The 19238-nt window shown below is 70.2% G+C and carries 18 protein-coding genes; 12 read left to right on the forward strand and 6 right to left on the reverse strand.

The window, feature by feature from the left end; genetic code table 11:
* The first annotated feature begins 35 nt into the window (after nucleotides 1-35).
* Nucleotides 36-2150 carry a PQQ-dependent dehydrogenase, methanol/ethanol family gene (locus tag Q7T09_RS13295; RefSeq protein ID WP_304700328.1) on the forward strand — a complete coding sequence of 705 codons (2115 nt, stop codon included), beginning with the start codon at nucleotides 36-38 and terminating at the stop codon, nucleotides 2148-2150.
* A 43-nt stretch (nucleotides 2151-2193) separates the two neighbouring features.
* Here Q7T09_RS13295 and rocD read toward each other — a convergent pair whose 3' ends face one another.
* Complete coding sequence (gene rocD, locus Q7T09_RS13300; RefSeq protein WP_304700330.1) at nucleotides 2194-3411, reverse strand: ornithine--oxo-acid transaminase; 1218 nt, start codon at nucleotides 3409-3411, stop codon at nucleotides 2194-2196.
* Nucleotides 3408-4265, reverse strand: a complete 858-nt coding sequence (locus Q7T09_RS13305) for a dimethylarginine dimethylaminohydrolase family protein (protein ID WP_304700332.1) — start codon at nucleotides 4263-4265, stop codon at nucleotides 3408-3410. Before Q7T09_RS13305 ends, rocD begins: the two co-directional genes overlap by 4 nt.
* A gap of 114 nt (nucleotides 4266-4379) precedes the next feature.
* On the opposite strand from Q7T09_RS13305, the gene Q7T09_RS13310 reads away from it, so the two are divergent.
* The 3 genes from Q7T09_RS13310 (at nucleotide 4380) to Q7T09_RS13320 (ending at nucleotide 6131) form a co-directional block, all read left to right on the forward strand.
* Nucleotides 4380-4802 carry an Lrp/AsnC family transcriptional regulator gene (locus Q7T09_RS13310; RefSeq protein ID WP_304700335.1) on the forward strand — a complete coding sequence of 141 codons (423 nt, stop codon included), beginning with the start codon at nucleotides 4380-4382 and terminating at the stop codon, nucleotides 4800-4802.
* A gap of 149 nt (nucleotides 4803-4951) precedes the next feature.
* Nucleotides 4952-5536, forward strand: a complete 585-nt coding sequence (locus Q7T09_RS13315; protein ID WP_304700337.1) for a hypothetical protein — start codon at nucleotides 4952-4954, stop codon at nucleotides 5534-5536.
* 226 nt (nucleotides 5537-5762) lie between these two features.
* Nucleotides 5763-6131, forward strand: coding sequence for an endonuclease domain-containing protein (locus Q7T09_RS13320; protein WP_304700339.1), 369 nt, complete (start codon nucleotides 5763-5765; stop codon nucleotides 6129-6131).
* A gap of 226 nt (nucleotides 6132-6357) precedes the next feature.
* On the opposite strand, the gene yghU is transcribed toward Q7T09_RS13320, so the two are convergent.
* Entirely contained in the window at nucleotides 6358-7233 is an 876-nt protein-coding gene (yghU, locus tag Q7T09_RS13325) for a glutathione-dependent disulfide-bond oxidoreductase (protein WP_304700340.1), read from the reverse strand.
* A gap of 160 nt (nucleotides 7234-7393) precedes the next feature.
* On the opposite strand from yghU, the gene Q7T09_RS13330 reads away from it, so the two are divergent.
* Together Q7T09_RS13330 and Q7T09_RS13335 are read left to right on the forward strand one after the other, a co-directional pair.
* Nucleotides 7394-9184 carry a M3 family oligoendopeptidase gene (locus Q7T09_RS13330; protein ID WP_304700342.1) on the forward strand — a complete coding sequence of 597 codons (1791 nt, stop codon included), beginning with the start codon at nucleotides 7394-7396 and terminating at the stop codon, nucleotides 9182-9184.
* Between the two features lie 181 nt (nucleotides 9185-9365).
* Nucleotides 9366-10070, forward strand: a complete 705-nt coding sequence (locus Q7T09_RS13335; RefSeq protein WP_304700344.1) for a phosphatase PAP2 family protein — start codon at nucleotides 9366-9368, stop codon at nucleotides 10068-10070.
* Here Q7T09_RS13335 and Q7T09_RS13340 read toward each other — a convergent pair.
* The 3 genes from Q7T09_RS13340 to Q7T09_RS13350 form a co-directional block, all read right to left on the reverse strand.
* Nucleotides 10067-10996 carry a hypothetical protein gene (locus Q7T09_RS13340; protein ID WP_304700346.1) on the reverse strand — a complete coding sequence of 310 codons (930 nt, stop codon included), beginning with the start codon at nucleotides 10994-10996 and terminating at the stop codon, nucleotides 10067-10069. The genes Q7T09_RS13335 and Q7T09_RS13340 overlap by 4 nt on opposite strands.
* Nucleotides 10997-11115: 119 nt before the next feature.
* Nucleotides 11116-12048, reverse strand: a complete 933-nt coding sequence (locus Q7T09_RS13345) for a hypothetical protein (protein ID WP_304700348.1) — start codon at nucleotides 12046-12048, stop codon at nucleotides 11116-11118.
* A gap of 44 nt (nucleotides 12049-12092) precedes the next feature.
* Nucleotides 12093-13310, reverse strand: coding sequence for an acyl-CoA dehydrogenase family protein (locus tag Q7T09_RS13350; protein WP_304700350.1), 1218 nt, complete (start codon nucleotides 13308-13310; stop codon nucleotides 12093-12095).
* A gap of 131 nt (nucleotides 13311-13441) precedes the next feature.
* On the opposite strand from Q7T09_RS13350, the gene Q7T09_RS13355 reads away from it, so the two are divergent.
* The 6 genes from Q7T09_RS13355 (at nucleotide 13442) to Q7T09_RS13380 (ending at nucleotide 19226) form a co-directional block, all read left to right on the forward strand.
* Nucleotides 13442-15610, forward strand: coding sequence for a beta-glucosidase (locus Q7T09_RS13355; RefSeq protein WP_304700352.1), 2169 nt, complete (start codon nucleotides 13442-13444; stop codon nucleotides 15608-15610).
* Between the two features lie 91 nt (nucleotides 15611-15701).
* The gene (locus tag Q7T09_RS13360) at nucleotides 15702-16178 is read left to right on the forward strand and encodes a PaaI family thioesterase (protein WP_304700354.1); all 477 of its coding nucleotides are present in this window, start codon (nucleotides 15702-15704) and stop codon (nucleotides 16176-16178) included.
* Complete coding sequence (locus Q7T09_RS13365) at nucleotides 16178-17230, forward strand: alpha/beta fold hydrolase (protein WP_304700356.1); 1053 nt, start codon at nucleotides 16178-16180, stop codon at nucleotides 17228-17230. Before Q7T09_RS13360 ends, Q7T09_RS13365 begins: the two co-directional genes overlap by 1 nt.
* An 85-nt stretch (nucleotides 17231-17315) precedes the next feature.
* Nucleotides 17316-17546, forward strand: coding sequence for an aa3-type cytochrome c oxidase subunit IV (locus tag Q7T09_RS13370; RefSeq protein ID WP_304700358.1), 231 nt, complete (start codon nucleotides 17316-17318; stop codon nucleotides 17544-17546).
* A gap of 182 nt (nucleotides 17547-17728) precedes the next feature.
* Entirely contained in the window at nucleotides 17729-18862 is a 1134-nt protein-coding gene (locus Q7T09_RS13375; RefSeq protein ID WP_304700360.1) for a Re/Si-specific NAD(P)(+) transhydrogenase subunit alpha, read from the forward strand.
* 19 nt (nucleotides 18863-18881) lie between these two features.
* Nucleotides 18882-19226, forward strand: coding sequence for an NAD(P) transhydrogenase subunit alpha (locus Q7T09_RS13380; protein ID WP_304700361.1), 345 nt, complete (start codon nucleotides 18882-18884; stop codon nucleotides 19224-19226).
* Nucleotides 19227-19238: the final 12 nt, after the last annotated feature.

The following is a 19238-nucleotide window of genomic DNA, read 5'->3' on the forward strand; positions in this document are numbered from 1 at the left end:
GCCAGGACCGGCATACACGGTCGGGGAGGACCTCCATGAAGCTCACCAAGCTCGCCATCGTCCTGGCGTTCTCAGCTCTCGTCGCGGCCTGCGGACAGGCCAAGCCCGGAAACGTCGACGGCAAGCGGATCGCCGCGGCCTCGGGCAATGGCGATTGGGTCTCGGTCGGCCGGACCTATGACGAGCAGCGCTTCAGTCCCCTCACCAAGATCGACACCAAGAACGTCGGGACCCTGGGCCTGGCCTGGTACCATGAGTTCGACACCGACCGCGGCCAGGAGGCCACCCCGGTGGTGGTCGACGGCGTCATGTACACCACCACCGCCTGGTCCAAGGTCTACGCCTTCGACGCCAAGACCGGCGAGCAGAAATGGGCCTACGATCCCAAGGTCGACGGCTCCAAGGGCTATGACGCCTGCTGCGACGTGGTGAACCGCGGCGTCGCCGTCTGGAAGGGCCGGGTCTATTTCGGCACCCTCGACGGCCGCCTGATCGCGCTCGACGCCGCCACCGGCAAGCCGGTCTGGACGACCCAGACCACCGACAACGCCCAGCCCTATACGATCACCGGCGCCCCCCGGATCATCAAGGACAAGGTGATGATCGGCAACGGCGGGGCCGAGTACGGCGTGCGCGGCTACCTGTCGGCCTATGACACCGCCACCGGCAAGCTGGCCTGGCGCTTCTATACCACCCCCAACGCCAAGGGTCAGCCGGACGGCGCGGCCAGCGACAAGATCATGAAGGAGAAGGCGGCCGCCACCTGGTTCGGCGACGGCTGGAAGCAGACCGGCGGCGGCGGCACGGTCTGGGATTCCATGGCCTATGACCCGGACCTCGACATCCTCTATGTCGGCGTCGGCAACGGCTCGCCCTGGAACCGGATGAAGCGGTCGGATGGCAAGGGCGACAACCTCTTCCTGTCCTCGATCCTGGCCCTGAAGCCCGACACCGGCGCCTATGTCTGGCACTATCAGACCACGCCCGGCGAGAGCTGGGACTACACCGCCACCCAGCACATGATCCTGGCCGACCTGACCGTCGGCGGCGCGCCGCGCAAGGTGATCATGCAGGCCCCGAAGAACGGCTTCTTCTATGTGCTCGACCGGGCGACCGGCGCGCTGCTCTCGGCCAAGAACTACGTGCCGATCACCTGGGCGAGCGGGGTCGACCTGAAGACCGGCCGGCCGATCGAGAACCCCGGCGCGCGCTATGAAAACGCGCCGTCCCTGCAGTTCCCCGGACCGCTCGGCGGCCACAACTGGCACCCGATGTCGTTCAGCCCGACGACGGGCCTGGTCTATATCCCGGCCCAGCTCGACCCCTTCGCCTACACCGACGAGAAGGACTACAAGCACCGCCAGGGCGCCTGGAACCTCGGCACCGATTTCCTGGCCAACGCCTTCCCGAGCGACAAGGCCCAGCTGGCTGGCCTGAAGTCGATGTTCAAGGGTCAGCTGATCGCCTGGGACCCGGTGGCCCAGAAGGCCCGCTGGACCGTGCAGCACCCCTACTTCTGGAACGCCGGCATCATGTCGACGGCCGGCGGCCTGGTCTTCCAGGGCGATGGGGTGGGCGATTTCGTCGCCTATGACGCGGCCACGGGCAAGAAGCTGTGGAGCTACAAGACCGAGAACGGCGTCGTCGCCGCGCCCTCGACCTATGAGATCGACGGTGAGCAGTACGTGGCCCTGATGGTGGGCTATGGCGGCGGGGCGCCGACCTCGGCCTCGGCTGTGCTGCGCGAGCGTCCCCGTCTGCCCGGGCGGCTGATGGTCTTCAAGCTGGGCGGCAAGGCCCAGGCCAAGCCCTACGACATCCCGGTGATCCCCAACCTCGACCTCACCGGCGTCTCCTCGGCCGGCGACGCCAAGGCGGGCTTCGCGCTGTTCCACAACAACTGCCAGGTCTGCCACGGCCCCAGCGTCTCGGGCGCCTTCCTGCCCGACCTGAAGAAGTCGCAGATGGTGCTGACGGAGGCCGACTGGAAGTCGGTGGTGATCGACGGCGCCCGCAAGGCCAACGGCATGGCGAGCTTCGCCCGCTTCCTGTCGCCCAAGGACGCCGAGGACATCCGCGCCTATGTGCTCACCGAGGCGCGCAACGCCCAGGCCGGGGCCCCTCCGGCCAAGGCCCAGGCCGCGAAGTAGGGGCCAAATTCCTCTCCCGCAAACGGGAGAGGAGGTGCGCTGTCTAGCCCGGCAGCGCGGCCTCCACCTGTTCGGCGATCCAGTCGGCCTGGTCGGCGGTGAGCACCAGGGGCGGGGAGATGCGGATCGTGTGGTCGTGGGTGTCCTTGGCCAGCAGGCCGCGGGCGGCCAGGGCCTCCACCACCGGCCGGGCGCCGCCGGCGTCGGGGTGCAGCTCCACGGCCAGCATCAGGCCGCGGCCGCGGACCTCCTTGATGGCGGGGTTGGCGATGGCGGCCAGCGAGGCCTTCAGCCGCGCGCCGAGGGTGGCGGAGGCCTCGATCATGCCCTCGTCCACCAGCACCTTCATGGCCATGCGGGCCACGGCGCAGGCCAGGGGATTGCCGCCGAAGGTGGAGCCGTGGTCGCCGGGCTTCAGCACCCCCAGGACCTGCGCGTTGGAGAGCACGGCGGAGACCGGATAGACGCCGCCGGCCAGGGCCTTGCCCACCAGGGTGAGGTCGGCCTCGATCCCCTCGTGCTCCTCCGCCAGCAGCTTGCCCGTGCGGCCGAAGCCGGTCTGGATCTCGTCGAGGATCAGGACGACATTGTGGGCGGTACAGAGCTCGCGGACCTTGGTGAAATAGCCGGCCGGCGGAATGACCACGCCCGCCTCGCCCTGGATCGGCTCCACCAGGAAGCCGACGGTGTTGGGGGTGATGGCGGCCGCGAAGGCGGCGGCGTCGCCGTAGGGGACGCTCCTGAAACCGGGGGTGAAGGGGCCGAAGCCGGCGCGGGTCTGGTCGTCGGAGGAGAAGCCGACGATGGCCAGGGTCCGGCCGTGGAAGTTCTCCGAACAGACGATGATCTCGGCCCGGTCGGCCGGCACGCCCTTCACCTCGTAGCCCCATTTGCGGACGGTCTTCAGCGCGCTCTCCACCGCCTCGGCGCCGGAATTCATCGGCAGGGCCATGTGGGAGTTGGTGAGCGTGCAGAGCTCCTCCAGGAAGGCCGGCAGCTGGTCGTTGCGGAAGGCCCGGCTGGTCAGGGTCAGGCGCTGGGCCTGCTCGGTCATGGCCGCGATGATGCGAGGATGGCAGTGGCCCTGGTTCACCGCCGAATAGGCCGACAGGCAGTCCAGGTAGCGTTTTCCGTCCACGTCCCAGACATGGACACCCTGGCCTCGGGTCAGGACCACGTCGAGGGGCTTGTAGTTGTGGGCGCCGTAGTGGTTTTCGCGGGCGATGTAGTCGGCGGCGCGGCTGAGGGTGGCGGTGGTCATGCGGGAACTCCCTGCGGGGCGGAGACGAGATCCAGGCGAAGGGTCATGCAGAAGGCCGCCCCGCCGGAGAGGATGAAGGGCGCGAGATCCACCTCCACGAGCGTGTAGCCGCGCGCCTCGATGCGGGCCTTCAGCTCGGCCGGGGCGCGGGCCATGATCACCGTGCGGCCAAGGCAGACCGCGTTGACGCACAGGGCCTCGGCGTCCTGGCGGGTGGCGATCAGGCGGTCGGCGGGGGCGATGCGGGCCTCGATGGCGGCGAGCGCTCGGGGCGTGAAGGCCTGGGGATAGTAGAGCACCTCCCCGCCGCTCAGCGGCCGGAAGCAGGTGTCCAGGTGGTAGAAGTGGGGGCTGGCCAGCTCCAGGGCCACGGCGGGGCGGCCGAAGGTGCGGGCGATGACCTCGGCGGCGGCGGCGTCGGAGCGCTGGCCGTGGCCGGTCCAGAAGACCCCCCGGGTCTCGTCCCACAGGGCGTCGCCGGCGCCCTCGTGGACCAGGCCGTCGGGCAGCTCGACGATGCGGTCGATCCAGCCGCGGCGCTTGAGGGTCTCGAAGGCCGCGCGGAAGGGGGCCTCCTCCCCCTGGCGCTCTGGGTGGCGGAAGCGGGCCAGCAGGGCCACGCCGTCCAGCACCACGGCGGCGTTGGCGGGGAAGACCAGGTCCGGGAGGCCCGGCACGGCCGGGACCATCTCCACCCGGGCGCCGGCGGCCTGCAGGGCCCAGCTCAGGGCCGCCGAGCCGGCGCGGGCGGCGCGGGCGTGGGCCGGGGTCCAGGCGGCGGGGCTCATCCAGGGATTGATGGTGTAGCTGACGTCGAAATGACCGGGGTCGGTCATCAGGAAGGTGGGGGCCATGGGTCGCCTCATGAGGAGTCCGCCAACTGTCCCGCGCCGTCGCGCTAGCGAAAAGCCGCCGGGATGCTACGGTCTGCCGGAAAGATTGGCGTTACGGCATGGGATTCTAGCGATATGGATGATCTGGACCGCCGGCTGCTGGCCCTGCTGCGGGAGGACGCCCGCGCGCCGGCCTCGGGTTTGGCCGCGAAGCTGAAGGTCTCGCGCGGCACCGTGCAGAACCGCATCGAGCGGATGCTGAAACGCGGCGCCATCCAGGGGTTCACCGTCCGCGCGCGGCCCGAGCTGGAGGCGCAGCGGGTGCGGGCGATCATGAGCCTGGCCATCGAGGGCGAGCGGACGGCCGCTGTGCTGAAGGCCCTGCGCGGCTTCCCGGAGGTGGCGGCGGTCCATTCCACCAACGGCCGCTGGGACCTGATCGCCGAACTGGACGCCGCCTCCCTGGCCGACTTCAGCCGCCTGCTGGACGAGGTCCGCACGGTCGAGGGGATCGGCGCCAGCGAGACCAGCCTGCTGCTGCGGACTCACCGGATCTAGCTCGCCAGGCCTCGCGCCCGGCGCTGGCGCCTCTTCGAGGGGGGCTGCCTTCACCGGGGCAAGCCGATCATCCCTAACGCGCGCTTAGGGGCGTTCCTTCACGACGAATTCAGCGCCGTCGTGGAGGATGCCCCGCGTCCGAGGGGCCTATGCAGATATCCACGCTCGGGGCGGCCCAGTCGGGCGCGCCCGCCATCCTGCCCGACAGCGTCGCGGCCGCCGCCCTGGTGCTGGGCGACCGCAGTGGCGCCGTGAGCCTCTTCCAGCAGCTCAAGTCCTACCAGGACCTGGCCGGCCGCTGGCGCGGGGCGCGGGGCGGCGAGCGGCAGGCCCTGGCCCGCACCCTGACGGAGTCGCCCTTCGCCCAGCGGGTGCAGTCGACCCTCAACACCTTCACCCGCGCGGCCTGGGCCGGCCCCGACGCGGTTCCCCCCGAGCCCCAGGCGAAGATGCTGGCGGCCTTCGACGCCCTGTCGCCCGACGACCAGCAGATCGTCGCCGGGGTGCAGGTGGACGCCGCCGGCGCCCCGGCCTACGCCTCGCCCGACGCCTACCGCGCCCGATTGCGGGAGGATCTCCGTCAGGCCCAGCCCCGCCAGGCCGACAGTGTCACTCTCTCGCCCCAGGCCCAGGCCGTCCTGGCCGGCGCCCCGCCCCCCGCGCCGCCCCCGCCGCCCCAGGTCGCCCCCGACCGCGCCGCCGCCATCGCGGCCTATACGAAGCTGGCGCGGTAGGGCTGCTCGATGATCCTTCTCCCCTTGCGGGAGAAGGTGTTGGGCGAAGGCCCGACGGATGAGGGGTCGTGCTCCCGTCTCCGCGCGTCCGGCGACGCCCCAACCCGATAGGCCCGTGCGACCCCTCATCCGACCCTGCGCCGCAGGGCCACCTTCTCCCGCAAGGGGAGAAGGATCACTCAGGTGGGCCTTGAGAACATAACAGGAACATTTATAAGGTGAAGCCATGAGAAAGCTGGCCCTCGCCAAGTCCCTGCGGAAGCGGGCTCCCGTCGCGGAGGTCCGGCTTTGGGTCCTGCTTCGCGATCGGGCTCTGGAGGGGTTGAAGTTCCGCCGGCAGGTTCCCGTCGGACCCTACATCGTCGACTTCCTGTCCTTTCGGCATCGCCTGGTGGTGGAGGCCGACGGGCCGTTCCACGACGCCGAGCGCGACGCGATCCGCGACGCCTGGCTCGCCGGCCAGGGTTTTCGCGTGCTGCGGTTTCCGAACGCCCAGATCGAGGTCTGGCCCCAGCGGGTGCTCGACGACATCCGGTCGGCGGCGGGGCTTCCCCGGGCCTATTCCGGGCCGCTGGCCGGCCAAGGGCGAGCGTGATCGGCAAGCGTGATCCTTCTCCCCTTGCGGGAGAAGGTGGCCTCGCGGAGCGAGGTCGGATGAGGGGTCGCACCAGCCTATCGGGTTAGGGCCTGGCGGATGCGCGGGGAGGGGAGCGCGACCCCTCATCCGTCGGGCCTTCGCCCGACACCTTCTCCCGCAAGGGGAGAAGGGCCACAGGGCCGGATCGATAGGTGGCTGGTTTGTCCCGCGAAGGGAGGAGCCCCTACCCCTCCGCGGGGGCCAGCTTGTCCTGGGTCTTGGTGTCGAAGTCGCTGGCCTCGTGGCGTTCCCGCAGCTGCGACGACGGCTCCCCGAAGGTGCGGTTGACCATCCGGCCGCGCTTCACCGCCGGCCGTTCGGCGATGGCGTCGGCCCAGCGGATGACGTGCTTGTAGGAGGCCACGTCCAGGAACTCGCCGGCCTCATAGAGCACGCCCTTGGCCATGCCGCCGTACCAGGGCCAGATGGCCATGTCGGCGATGGTGTACTCGCTCCCGCCGACGTACGGCGCCTCGGCGAGCCTGCGGTCCAGCACGTCCATCTGCCGCTTCACCTCCATGGCGTAGCGGTCGATGGCGTATTCGATCTTCATCGGCGCATAGGCGTAGAAGTGCCCGAACCCGCCCCCCAGGAACGGCGCCGAGCCCATCAGCCACATCAGCCACGACAGGCACTCGGCCCGGGGCCCCGGCGCGGTGGGCAGGAAGGCGTTGCCGAACTTCTCCGCCAGATGGATCAGGATCGCCCCGCTCTCGAACACCCGGATCGGCTCGGGCCCGCTGCGGTCCAGCAGGGCCGGAATCTTGGAATTGGGATTGATGTCGACGAAGCCGGAACTGAACTGGTCCCCGGCCCCGATATTGATCAGCCAGGCGTCGTACTCGGCGCCGGCGTGCCCCAGGGCCAGCAGCTCCTCGAGCATGATGGTGACCTTCACCCCATTGGGGGTGCCCAGCGAATAGAGCTGCAGTGGGTGACGCCCCACCGGCAGGTCCTTGTCATGGGTCGGCCCCGCGATCGGCCGATTGATCGCCGCGAACCGCCCGCCGGACTCCTTGTTCCAGCTCCAGACCTTGGGGGGCGTGTAGGTGTCGGTCATGGCTTCCTCCGGGTGCGCAGCTTCGTGCGGTGTGGCTACCGATGTGGGGGAGGCCGGCGCGTTTGGCGAGGGGGAAGAGGTGGAAAGGCTTGGCCGTTGCTCGCCGACAGCGGGGCATCCGCCCTAGTCCCGCCCCGACCCGCGCGCTAAACCTCCGCCCATGAACGCCCCTGTGAAGACCGACTCCCTGCCCGAGTGGCAGCTCTCCGACCTCTATGAGGGCCGCGACGACCCGAAGATCGAGGCCGACCTGGCCGCGGCCAAGGCCGCCAATGACGAGCTGGTGAAGCTGAAGGGGCGGTTCGTGGGGATGCGGGGCGATCCGCTGCGGCTGGGGGAACTGCTGGACCACGGGATCGGGCTCTATGAGCGCGCGGTGAACGGGCTGTGGGCGGCCGGGGCCTATGCGGGCCTGGCCAGTTCGGTGGCCAAGGACGACCCGGCCTGGGCCAAGTTCGAGGGCGACCTGCGCACCCGGTCCTCGCAGATCGGGGCCGAGAGCCTGTTCTTCACCCTGGAGCTCAACCAGCTTGAGGACAACGAGATCGAGATGGCCTTCAAGGCCTATCCGCCGGCCGCCCGCTGGCGGTCCTGGATGCGGCGGGTACGGCTGTCGCGGCCCCACGAGCTGTCGCCGGACCTGGAGCGGCTGCTGATCGACCGCTCGCCGGCTGTGGCCAACTGGATCCGGCTGTTCGACGAGACCCTGGCCCGGCTGTCGGCCAAGGTGGGCAAGGAGACCCTGAGCCTGCCCGAGGTGCTCAACCGCCTGTCGGACCCCGACGTCACCAGGCGCAAGGCCGCCGCGCACGGCCTGGCCAAGGCGCTGGAGGACCGCACGCCGGAACTGGCCCTGGCCATGAACACGCTGGCCTTCGAAAAGCAGGTGGAGGACCGCTGGCGGAAATATCCCTCGCCCGCCGCCAGCCGCCACATCGCCAACGAGGTGGACGCCGACGCCGTCGAGGCGCTCGAAGCCGCGGTGGTGGAGGCCTATCCGGCCGTCAGCCACCGCTACTATGCGCTTAAAGCCAAGCTGATGGGCCGCAAGACCCTGGACTACTGGGACCGCAACGCGCCGCTGGATACCGGCGCCCAGCGCACCTACGACTGGGGCCAGGCCAAGGGCATGGTGCTGGAGAGCTTCTCCGACCTGGCGCCCAAGTTCGCCGACACCGCCCGGGCGTTCTTCGACCAGCCCTGGATCGACGCCCGGCCCCGCCCCGGCAAGCAGTCGGGGGCCTTCTCCCACCCGGTGACCGCCGAGCGGCACCCCTATGTGTTCATGAACTATATGGGCGAGCGCCGCGACGTGCTCACCCTGGCCCACGAGCTGGGGCACGCGGTGCACCAGACCCTGTGCCAGCCGCTCGGCACCCTGCTGGCCGACACCCCCCTGACGCTCGCCGAGACCGCCTCGATCTTCGGCGAGGGGCTGGTGTTCGAGCGGCTCCTGGCCGGCGCCCCTAAAGATGAGCGGCTTGGATTGCTGGCCGGCCAGATCGAGGACGGGCTCAATACGGTGGTGCGCCAGATCGCCTTCCACCGCTTTGAGAGCCGGTTCCACGCCGCGCGGGTCGAGGGCGAGCTGGCGCCGGAGCAGATCAGCGCCATCTGGCTGGAGACCATGGGCGAGAGCCTGGGTCCGGCCATCAAGCTCAACCAGGGCTATGAGCACTATTGGGGCTATGTCAGCCACTTCGCCCACGCGCCCTTCTATGTCTACGCCTACGCCTTCGGGGATCTGTTGGTGCGCGGCCTGATGGAGAAGCGCCGGGAGGACCCGGCGGCCTTCGCCCCGCTCTACGAGGACCTGCTGGCCGCCGGCGGCACCCGCACCTATGTCGAGGCCCTGCGCCCCTTCGGGCTCAATCCCCGCGAGAAGGCCTTCTGGGCGGCGGGCATGACCCAGATGGAGCGGCTGGTGGACGCCTTCGAGGCCCTGGTCTGACGCGCGCGCGCCCTGAGTGATCGCCTCAGGCAAACCCATCACGTCATCCCGGCCGCAGCGAAGCGGAGAGCCGGGACCCAGGGGCGGCAGCAATCCCTCCTGGGTCCCGGGTCTCCCTGCGGTCGCCCGGGATGACGGAGTGGGTGCGGAAAGAAGCTGAGCTTCACACGTTCATGCGTCCATGACCGACCCCGCCAAGAAGCCGCTCGCGCGGCGGATCGAGACCCGCGCCCTGCTGATCTGGCTGGGCGGGGCCGCGGCGATCTGGGGGTTCTTCAACGTCGCCAGCGAGGTCACCGAGGGCGACACCGCGGCGATGGATCAGAAGCTGTTGCTGATGCTGCGCCGGCCCGGGACCCTCGGCGATCCCATCGGGCCGCGCTGGCTGGAGGAGTCCATGCGCGACGTCACCGCGCTCGGGGGCTTCACCTTCCTGACCCTGGCGACGATCGTGGCCCTGCTGCTGTTCAGCTTCCACGGCAAGCGGCGGCAGGCCTGGATCCTGGCCGGCGCCGTGCTGGCCGCCCAGGTGTCCAGCGAGGTGCTGAAGACCTTCTATGACCGGCCCAGGCCCAGCCTCGTCCCGCACGGCAGCTATGTCTACACCCAGAGCTTCCCCAGCGGGCACTCCACCCTCTCGGCGACGGTGTTCCTGACTCTGGCCACCCTGATCGCCAGCGTGGAGGCCCGGGCCAGCACCAAGATCCTGATCTATGTCCTGGCGGTGCTGACGACGATCGCGGTGGGATTCAGCCGCGTCTATCTCGGGGTCCATTGGCCCAGCGACGTGCTGGCGGGCTGGAGCCTGGGGGCGACCTGGGCCTTCGGCGCCTGGATCGTGCTGGAATGGATGCGCCGCCGCGACGTCAGCCGCGAGGGGGTCTAGCCTTCCGGCCGATAGCCGACGCCGATGGCGGCGAGGTCGGCGAGGAAGGCCTCGGTCAGGGCCGCCATGTCGATCATGGCGCGGATCACGTCGGGACGGGCGAGAACCTCGGCGGGCATGCTCAGGCCGTTGGCGCCGCGCGCCACCAGGCCGCGCTCCTCCAGCCGCAGCACGGCGCGCCGCGTGGTCTCGTAGGGCAGCAGCAGGAACTTGCCGATGGCGTAGACGCTGACCGGACGGCGCTGGGCGTCGGGGACCACCTCCTCCAGGCCGGCGTGGGCGTGGGCCAGCTCCGGGTCGTGGGTGACGTGGGCGATATTGGCCTTGTTGACCGCCCGCAGGGCCAGGACGGTCAGGACGTCGAGGTCCATGATCCTGGCGGTGTGGCAGGTGGACTCCAGGAAGAAGTCGGTGGTCAGGCGAAGGGTCTGGCGCAGGACGTCGGGGCCCGCGGCCCGGGGAGGGCCGGCGGCGACGCCCAGGCGCCCGGCCTCCTCCACGAAGCCCGTCGTGGCGGTCCAGGTCTCGGCGATGATGCCGTCGTGGGCCGGGGCGGTCAGCACCTTGGCGGGGATGATCAGCCCGCCGTCCACCTCGGCGCAGACGCCCGCGGCCACCAGCCGCCTCACCCGGCGGCGGATCGTCTCGTAGGGGAGGGCGAGGTCCTTGGCCACGGCGTAGGCGCTCACCGGCCGGCGGCGGTCGTCGGTGGGCACGCCGGCGATCCCGTCATGGGGATGGGCGATGACCTCGCGCGAGGCCAGGAGCTCGCGGATGTTGGCCCGGTTGATGGCCAGGATGGTCAGGGCGGTGACGATGTCGCGGCTGATGAACCGGGCCGAGCGCCGGGCGGTGTTCACATGGTAGTCGCCGGCCAGCCGGGCGATCAGGCGCCGACGGTCGGCGATCTCGACGTCAGGACGCATGCGGTTCCTTTCCCCCACGCCAAAGCGGTGAGCGTCAAGACGGGAGGTGGCCTAATTCGGGGGAGGGCTCAATGGTTTTGAGATCGGCGGTATGCCGCCGACCTGGAGCCCCAGCGGGACTAGACTTCCGGCTGGTAGGCCAGGCCGGCGGCGGCGAGGTCGGCCAGGAAGGCCTCGGTGTTGGCCACCAGCTCCATGACGCCGGCGACCACGGCGGGGCGGGCCACCACCTCGGCGGGCACGATCAGACCTCCGGCCTCGCGCCGCACTAGGCCCTTGGCCTCCAGCTGCAGCAGGCTGCGGCGGACGGTCTCGTAGGGCAGCAGCAGGTACTTCGCCAGGCCGTAGACGCTGATCGGGCGCCGCTCGGCGTCGGGCAGGATGTCGGCCAGGGCGGCATGGGCCAGGGTGGCGTCGGGGTCCTGGGTCACGTGCCGGACATTGGCCAGGTTGACCGCCCGCAGGATCAGCACCGATCCGGGGTCCAGGTCCATGACGCGGGCCATGTGGCAGGCGGTCTCCAGGCAGTAGGCGCTCACCGCGCGATTGACCTGCCGGAACTGATCGGGGCTGGGGGGCTGGCGGAGGCCGGCGGCGGAGACACCCAGCCGGCCCGCCGTCTGCACGAACGCGACCGTGGCGGCCCAGGTCTCGGCCGCCGCCGTCATGAGTCCCGGATCGAGGATGGCCCTGGCCGGGATGATGACCCCGCCGGCGACGGTCTCGCACAGGCCGGCCTGGGTCAGCTTCCTCACATGCCGCCGCGCGGTCTCGTAGGGCATGCTCAGATTGCGGGCCACCATATAGACGCTGACCGGCTCGCGCAGGTGGTCGGGGGGAACGCCGGGAACCCCGGCATGGGGTTCGGCGACCGTCTCCCGCGAGGCGGTCAGGGCGGCGACATTGGCCCGGCTGATTTCGAGGAAGACCAGGACGGTGGCGACATCACGGCTCATCGACCGGGCCACGCGCCGCGCGGCGTCGAGCTGATATTCCCCGCCGAGACGGGACAGCAGGCGGCGGCGGTCCACGCCGTGCAGGTCTTCAACCATACCGCATCGTTTACCGACCGCCGCGGCAGGACATCAAGGCGCAACTACAGCCCCAGCACCGCCTTGGCGATGATGTTGCGCTGGATCTCGTTGGTCCCGGCATAGATCGAGCCCGCCCGGTCGTTGAGATACTTCGACGTCACCGTCAGGCTGTGGTCGGGGCCGACATGACCCTGGTCCGCAGGCGGGGTGAACAGCGGGGTGGGGCCGCCGGGCGCGGTGGCGTGAGGCTGGTAGGGGACGCCATAGGCGCCGGCCGCCTCCAGGGCCAGTTCGGTCAGCCGCTGGCTGAGCTCGGTCCCCACCGTCTTCATCATCGAGGACTTGGCGCCGGGCGCCTCGCCCGAGGTGAGGTTGGCCAGGATCTGCAGCTCCACCGCCTCCAGGGCGTCGATCTCTATGGCGGCGCCGGCCAGGCGCGCGGCGAAGCTGGGGGTGTCGTCCAGGTGCGGCTCGGCGGCGGCCATGGCGGCGATGCGCTCCAGGCGGGCCCGCAGGCCCGGCGCGCTGACCCCGCCGCCGCGTTCGAACTCCATCAGGTACTTGGCCACCGTCCACCCCTCGCCCACCTTGCCCACCACATTGGCCTTGGGCGCGCGGACGTCGGTGAAGAAGACGTCGTTCTGGATGTGCTCCCCCGACAGCATCAGGATCGGGCGGACCTCGACGCCGGGCGTGGTCATGTCGATCAGCAGGAAGGTGATCCCCTGCTGGCGGATGCCTTCGCTGGAGGTCCGCACCAGGCAGAAGATCCAGTTGGCGACATTGGCGTGGGTGGTCCACAGCTTGTGGCCGTTGCAGACGAAGTGGTCGCCGTCCTCCACGGCGCTCATCTGCAGGGAGGCGAGGTCGGAGCCCGAGGCTGGCTCGGAATAACCCTGGCACCAGTGGTGCTCGCCGTTCAGCATGCGCGGCAGGTAGTGGGCCTTCTGCTCGGGGCTGCCGTGGCCGATCAGCACCGGGCCGCACATGCCGATCCCCATGGGCGAGAGCGGCGGGGCGCCGGCGGCGGCCAGTTCCTGGGCGAAGATATAGCGCTGGGCCGCGCTCCAGCCGCAGCCGCCGTACTCGACGGGCCAGGCCGGCGCCGCCCAGCCGCGGGCGTGCAGGATGGCCTGCCATTCGGTGGCGAGATCATGCGGGGCGTAGACGCTGGTCATCAGCCGGGTGGTCCGCCGCATCTCCGGCGTCAGCTCGGCGTCGAGGAAGGCGCGCACCTCGTCTCGGAAGGCGAGATCCGCCTGGCTCCAGCTCACCTGCATCGCGCCCTCCCATGGCCGTTTGACGCGATGATGCCCAGGTGACGGACCGGCAGGCGAGTCCCGCCTTCGCGCCCAGTCGACCCGCCCCGACAAACTGGCTAGCGTCGCGGCCAACAAGAGGGAGCGCCGAGATGACCGAAGCCTGGATGGACAAGACCCTGTCTCCGGACGCCCGGGCCAAGCTGCTGATCGAGCAACTCACCCTCGACGAGATGATCTCCCTGCTGCACGGCCCGATGCCGGCGATGGTCAGTCCGCCGCCGGCCGATGCGGCCATGGGGGCGGGCTATGTCCCCGGGGTCGAACGCCTCGGCATCCCACCCCTGAACGAGACCGACGCCAGCCTGGGCATCGCCAATCCGCGCCAGGTGCGTCCGGGCGACGGCGCCACCGGCCTGCCCTGCGGCCTGGCGCTGGCCTCCACCTGGGATCCGGAGCTGGCCCATGCGGCCGGGGCGATGGTGGGGAGCGAGGCGCGCGACAAGGGCTTCAACGTCCTGCTCGGCGGCGGCGCCAACCTGACGCGGGAGCCGCGCTGCGGGCGGAATTTCGAGTATCTCGGCGAGGACCCGCTGCTGGCCGGGGTGCTGGCCGGCGAGGCCATCAAGGGCGCCCAGTCCAACGACATCGTCTGCACGATCAAGCACTTCGCCCTCAACGACCAGGAGACCTGCCGCCATGTGGTGGACGCCTGCATCGACGAGGGCGCCCTGCGCGAGAGCGACCTGCTGGCCTTCCAGATCGCCATCGAGCGCGGCGATCCGGGCTCGGTGATGTGCGCCTATAACCGGGTCAACGGAGAGTGGGCCGGGGAGAACGACTTCCTGCTGAACCAGGTGCTGAAGCGTGACTGGGGCTATCGCGGCTGGGTGATGAGCGACTGGGGGGCGGTCCATTCCACCGCCAAGGCTGTGCTGGCGGGCCTGGACCAGGAGAGCGGCGAGCAACTGGACAAGCAGGTCTATTTTGGCGCGCCCTTGAAGGAGGCCGTGGAGCAGGGGGAGGTGTCCTTCGAGCGGCTGACCGACATGGTCGCCCGCATCCTGCGCAGCCTGTTCGACAAGGGGGTGTTCGACAATCCCGCCGCCAAGCGCTTCACCGACTACGCCGCCAACGCCCAGGTGGCCCAGGCCGCGGCCGAGGCCGGGATCGTGCTGCTGAAGAACGACGGCGTCCTGCCGCTGTCCGGCTCCCTGCGCAAGATCGCGGTGATCGGCGCCCATGCCGACGTCGGCGTGCTTTCGGGGGGCGGCTCCTCCCAGGTGATCCCCGTGGGCGGGCCTGGCCTGTCGCTGCCGGTGGCGGGCGCGGCCGGCGCCTTCGCCAACATCACCTATCATCCCTCGGCGCCCCTGGCGGCGATCCGCGACATGACCCGCAACACCCAGGTCACCTTCTCCGCCGGGACCGACCCGGCGCAGGCCGCCGACCTGGCCCGCGACGCCGACGTGGCCATCGTCTTCGCCGACCAGTGGGCCACGGAGGCCGAGGATCTGCCCAGCCTCTCCCTGCCGGGCCACCAGGACGCCCTGATCGAGGCCGTCGCCGCCGCCAACCCCAGGACCGTGGTGGTGCTGGAGACCGGGACCCCGGTGCTGACACCCTGGCTCGACCGGGTGAGCGCGGTGCTGGAGGCCTGGTATCCGGGCACGCGCGGCGGCGAGGCCATCGCAAACATCCTGTTCGGGGCGGTCAATCCGTCCGGGCGGCTGCCCATCAGCTTCCCCCGCGAGGTCGAGGACCTGGTGCGGCCGGAGATTCCCGGCCAGATCTTCGGTCCCCCGGAGGAGGGGCGCACCATCCCCACCTCGCGGCCGGACGTGCAGCAGCACAAGGGCCGCTTCTCGGTGGAGCATCTGGAGGGGGCCGACGTCGGCTATCGCTGGTTCGCCAAGCACGGGACCGCGACCCTGTTCCCCTTCGGCTTCGGCCTTTCCTATACGCGCTTCGCCCATTCCGGCCTGGAGCTGACGGGCGGCGAAACCCTCACCGCCAGCTTCGAGGTGAAGAACACCGGCGCCGTGGCCGGGATCGACACCCCCCAGGTCTATGTCACCGTCACAGGCTCGGACGGCCAGCCCTCCCAGCGCCTGATAGGCTGGGCCCGGGTGGCCCTGGCGCCCGGCGAAAGCCGCCGGGTGAGCGTCACGGCCGACCGCCGGCTGCTGGCCAATTACGACGTGGCCCTGCCGGGCTGGCGCATCGCCGCGGGTCCCGTGGCCGTGGTGGTGGGGACCTCGGCCGAGGACGCCACCCTGCACGGCGAGGTCGAGGTCGCGGCGGGGACGCTGAGGCCTTAGGTCTTTCCTCCCCTGCGCGGCGGGCTGTGAAGCGCGCGCCGCGTCATCAAGGGCTTGCCATTCGGCGACCGCCCGTTCATTTCCCTGCGCGATGTCCGATGATCTGACCGAAGTCCAGACCGCCATCGTTCCCGATGGCTTTGTCATCAACCTCTGGAACCGGGGGTTTGGCCGCACGGTCGGGCCGTTCTATTCCCGCCGCGACGAGCCGACCGGCGACGAGGTGATGGCCTTCCGGGTCGAGGAGCACCACGCCAACGGCATGAACAACTGCCACGGCGGCATGCTGATGAGCTTCGCCGACATGGCCTGGGGACGGGTGGTCTCCAACAAGCGCGAGATCGGCTGGGTGACGGTGCGGCTGACCACCGACTTCCTCTCCGGCGCCCACATGGGCGACTGGGTGGAGGGGACCAGCCAGATCATCACCGAGCAGGACGATGTCTTCACGGTCCGGGGCAAGATCTGGTGCGGCGAGCGCACCCTGATCACCGGCACCGGCGTCTACAAGGGTATCCGCTCCATCTCGCGCAAGGCGGGTGAGCGCGAAGTGCGGGGAGTCGCCTGATGGCATTGGATCCGGCGATCAAGGAAGGCGCCCCGGTCGGCTACGACGACCGCCCCATCCATTCCGAGCCCGGCAGCCTGCCGCCCCAGGTGCAGGCGCCGCTGGCGCCGTTCCGCGGCCGTCATCCCGACGCGCCCGAGTGGTTCCTGGACGCCATCGCCCAGGAGCCGGAGCGCAGCTTCGTCACCTCGCTGGGGACGAAGATCGAGGCCCTGACCTGGGGCGAACTGGGCAAGCCGGGTTTGCTGCTGGTGCATGGCAACTCCGCCCACGCCGACTGGTGGAGCTTCATCGCCCCCTTCCTGGCCCAGGACTACCGGGTGACCTCGATGTCGCTGGCCGGCATGGGCGCCTCGGACTGGCGCGACACCTACGCCTTCCAGGACTTCGCCGAGGACGCCGAGGCCGTGGCCCGCGCCACCGGCCTCTATGACGGCGGCGCCCTGCCGATCTATATCGGCCACTCCTTCGGGGGCAGCCAGGTGTTCTTCGCCGCCGCCGCCCATCCCGAGCGCATGCGCGCCGCGATCCTGGTGGATACCGGCTTCGGCGGGCCGCCGCCGGACTCGCCCGAAGGCAAGCGCATGATGGAGCAGCAGGTGCGCAACATCCCGACGGCCGACCGCGCGGCCCGGGTCTATCCCACCGAGGAGGCCGCGCTCGCCCGCTTCCGCTTCATGCCGCCCCAGGTGGCCGGCAACCTGTTCATCGCCGACTTCATCGCCCGCCGCTCCCTGAAGCGCGCGCCCTTGGCCGACGGCTCCGGCGAGGGCTGGACCTGGCGGTTCGACCCGGCCATGTGGAACAAGCTCGACCGCACGGTGATGATGGGCATGACCGCCGACGGTCCGCCCAAGGTGACCGTGCCCCTGGTGCATATCTATGGCGACCGCTCGGTGGTGAAGTCGCGGATCAGCGACGACCGGCCCTCGCCCCTGCCCAAGGACATGCTGGAGATCGCCATCCCCGATTCGGCCCACCACATCATGGTCGATCAGCCCCTGGCGCTTATCGCGGCGTTGCGCGGCCTTCTGGCCGCCTGGCCGGGCTGAGACATAAGGCGCGCTTGAGGCTCCGGCGCGGAACGTGTAGGTCCGCCTTCTTCCATCTCCTCCCAAGTTTGAGAGACGCCCTTCTATGGCTTCCGAATACCACCGCGGCGACATGGACATTTCCGAGCAGGTCGCCACCTTCAACCTGTTCAACGGCATGACCAAGTGGGGCTCGCTGTCGCTGGCCGCCCTGATGGTGCTGCTGGTCCTCTGGTTCTGCACCCCCGCGGGCTTCCTGGGCGCCTTCATCAGCGCCGCGGTCCTGACCGTCCTGGGCGTCGTCTTCCTGCGCGAAAAGCCCGAAGCCGCCCACTAGGGTCGTCTCGGCGCGCCCGCCGCGCCCTCCGCAATGACCTATCAGGCGCGCCGATTCGTCGGCGCGCCTGAAGTCGTATCCGCCATTCAAACGAACGTTCGAATGTCCCGGGCCGATAGCTGGACAAGCTCACCCTGCCCCCCGTATGGTCCGCCCAAAGCTGACCAGGGGGAAACAGGCGCATGGCCGTCATAGCCGTCACGACCGAACGCCGCGCCGGCGAGACCCGCGTCGCCGCCGTCCCCGAGAGCGTCAAGAAACTGATCGCCGCCGGGTTCGCCGTGGTGGTGGAGTCCGGCGCCGGAACCGCGGCGTCCTATCCCGACGCCGACTACCAGGCGGCCGGGGCAGAGATCGCCAAGGACGCCAAGGCCGCCATCGGCAAGGCCGACATCCTGTTCAAGGTCCGCGCCCCCGAGGCCGCCGAGATCGCGGCTCTGAAGGCCGGCGCCATCGTCGTGGCCCTGCTCAACCCGCACATGGACAAGGACGCCCTGAAGGCGCTGGCCGCCAAGGGCGCCACCGCCTTCGCCATGGAGTTCGTGCCGCGCATCACCCGGGCCCAGGTGATGGACGCCCTGTCGTCGCAAGCCAATCTCGCCGGCTACCGCGCGGTGATCGAGGCGGCCGAGGCCTATGGCCGGGCCATGCCGATGATGATGACCGCCGCCGGCACCGTCGCCGCCGCCAAGGTCTTCGTCATGGGGGTCGGCGTCGCCGGCCTGCAGGCCATCGCCACGGCGCGTCGTCTCGGCGCGGTGGTCACCGCCACCGACGTGCGTCCCGCCACCAAGGAACAGGTCGAGAGCCTCGGCGCCAAGTTCCTGGCCGTCGAGGACGAGGAGTTCAAGAACGCCCAGACCGCCGGCGGCTACGCCAAGGAGATGAGCGCCGAGTACCAGGCCAAGCAGGCGGCCCTGGTCTCCAGCCACATCGCCAAACAGGACATCGTCATCACCACCGCCCTGATCCCGGGCCGGCCCGCCCCCAAGCTGGTGAGCGCCGAGCAGGTGGCCTCCATGCGTCCGGGTTCGATCCTGGTGGACCTGGCCATCGAGCAGGGCGGCAATGTGGTCGGCGCGAAGGTCGGCGAGGTGGCGGTCACCGCCAATGGGGCGAAGATCCTCGGCGTCGCCAACCTGCCCGGCCGCATCGCCACCGACGCCTCGGCCCTCTACGCCCGCAACCTGCTGGCCTTCGCGGGCCTGCTGCTGGACAAGGAGGGCAAGCTCGCCCCCGACCTGGAGGACGAGATCCTCAAGGCGGCCCTGGTCACCCAGGGCGGCGCGGTCGTCCACCCCTCGCTGCAAAGCTAGAGCTCCCAAGGAGGAAACGATGGAAGCCGTCGACCCCACAGTCTTCCGCCTGGCGATCTTCGTGCTGGCGATCTTCGTCGGCTACTATGTCGTCTGGAGCGTGACGCCCGCCCTGCACACCCCGCTGATGGCGGTGACCAACGCCATCTCCTCGGTGATCATCGTCGGCGCCCTGCTGGCCGCCGCCGCCCATGGCGCGCCCGAGGCGGGCCTGACCCAGAACGTCATGATCTCCAAGGGGGCCGGCGCCATCGCCGCGGCCTTCGCCGCCGTGAACATCTTCGGCGGCTTCCTGGTCACCCAGCGCATGCTGGCCATGTACAAGAAGAAGGATAAGCCCGTGCAGAAGGAAGGCGCCAAGTGAACGCCAATCTCG

Origin of the sequence: Phenylobacterium sp. (genome assembly GCF_030645195.1) — a bacterium.
GTDB lineage: Bacteria > Pseudomonadota > Alphaproteobacteria > Caulobacterales > Caulobacteraceae > Phenylobacterium.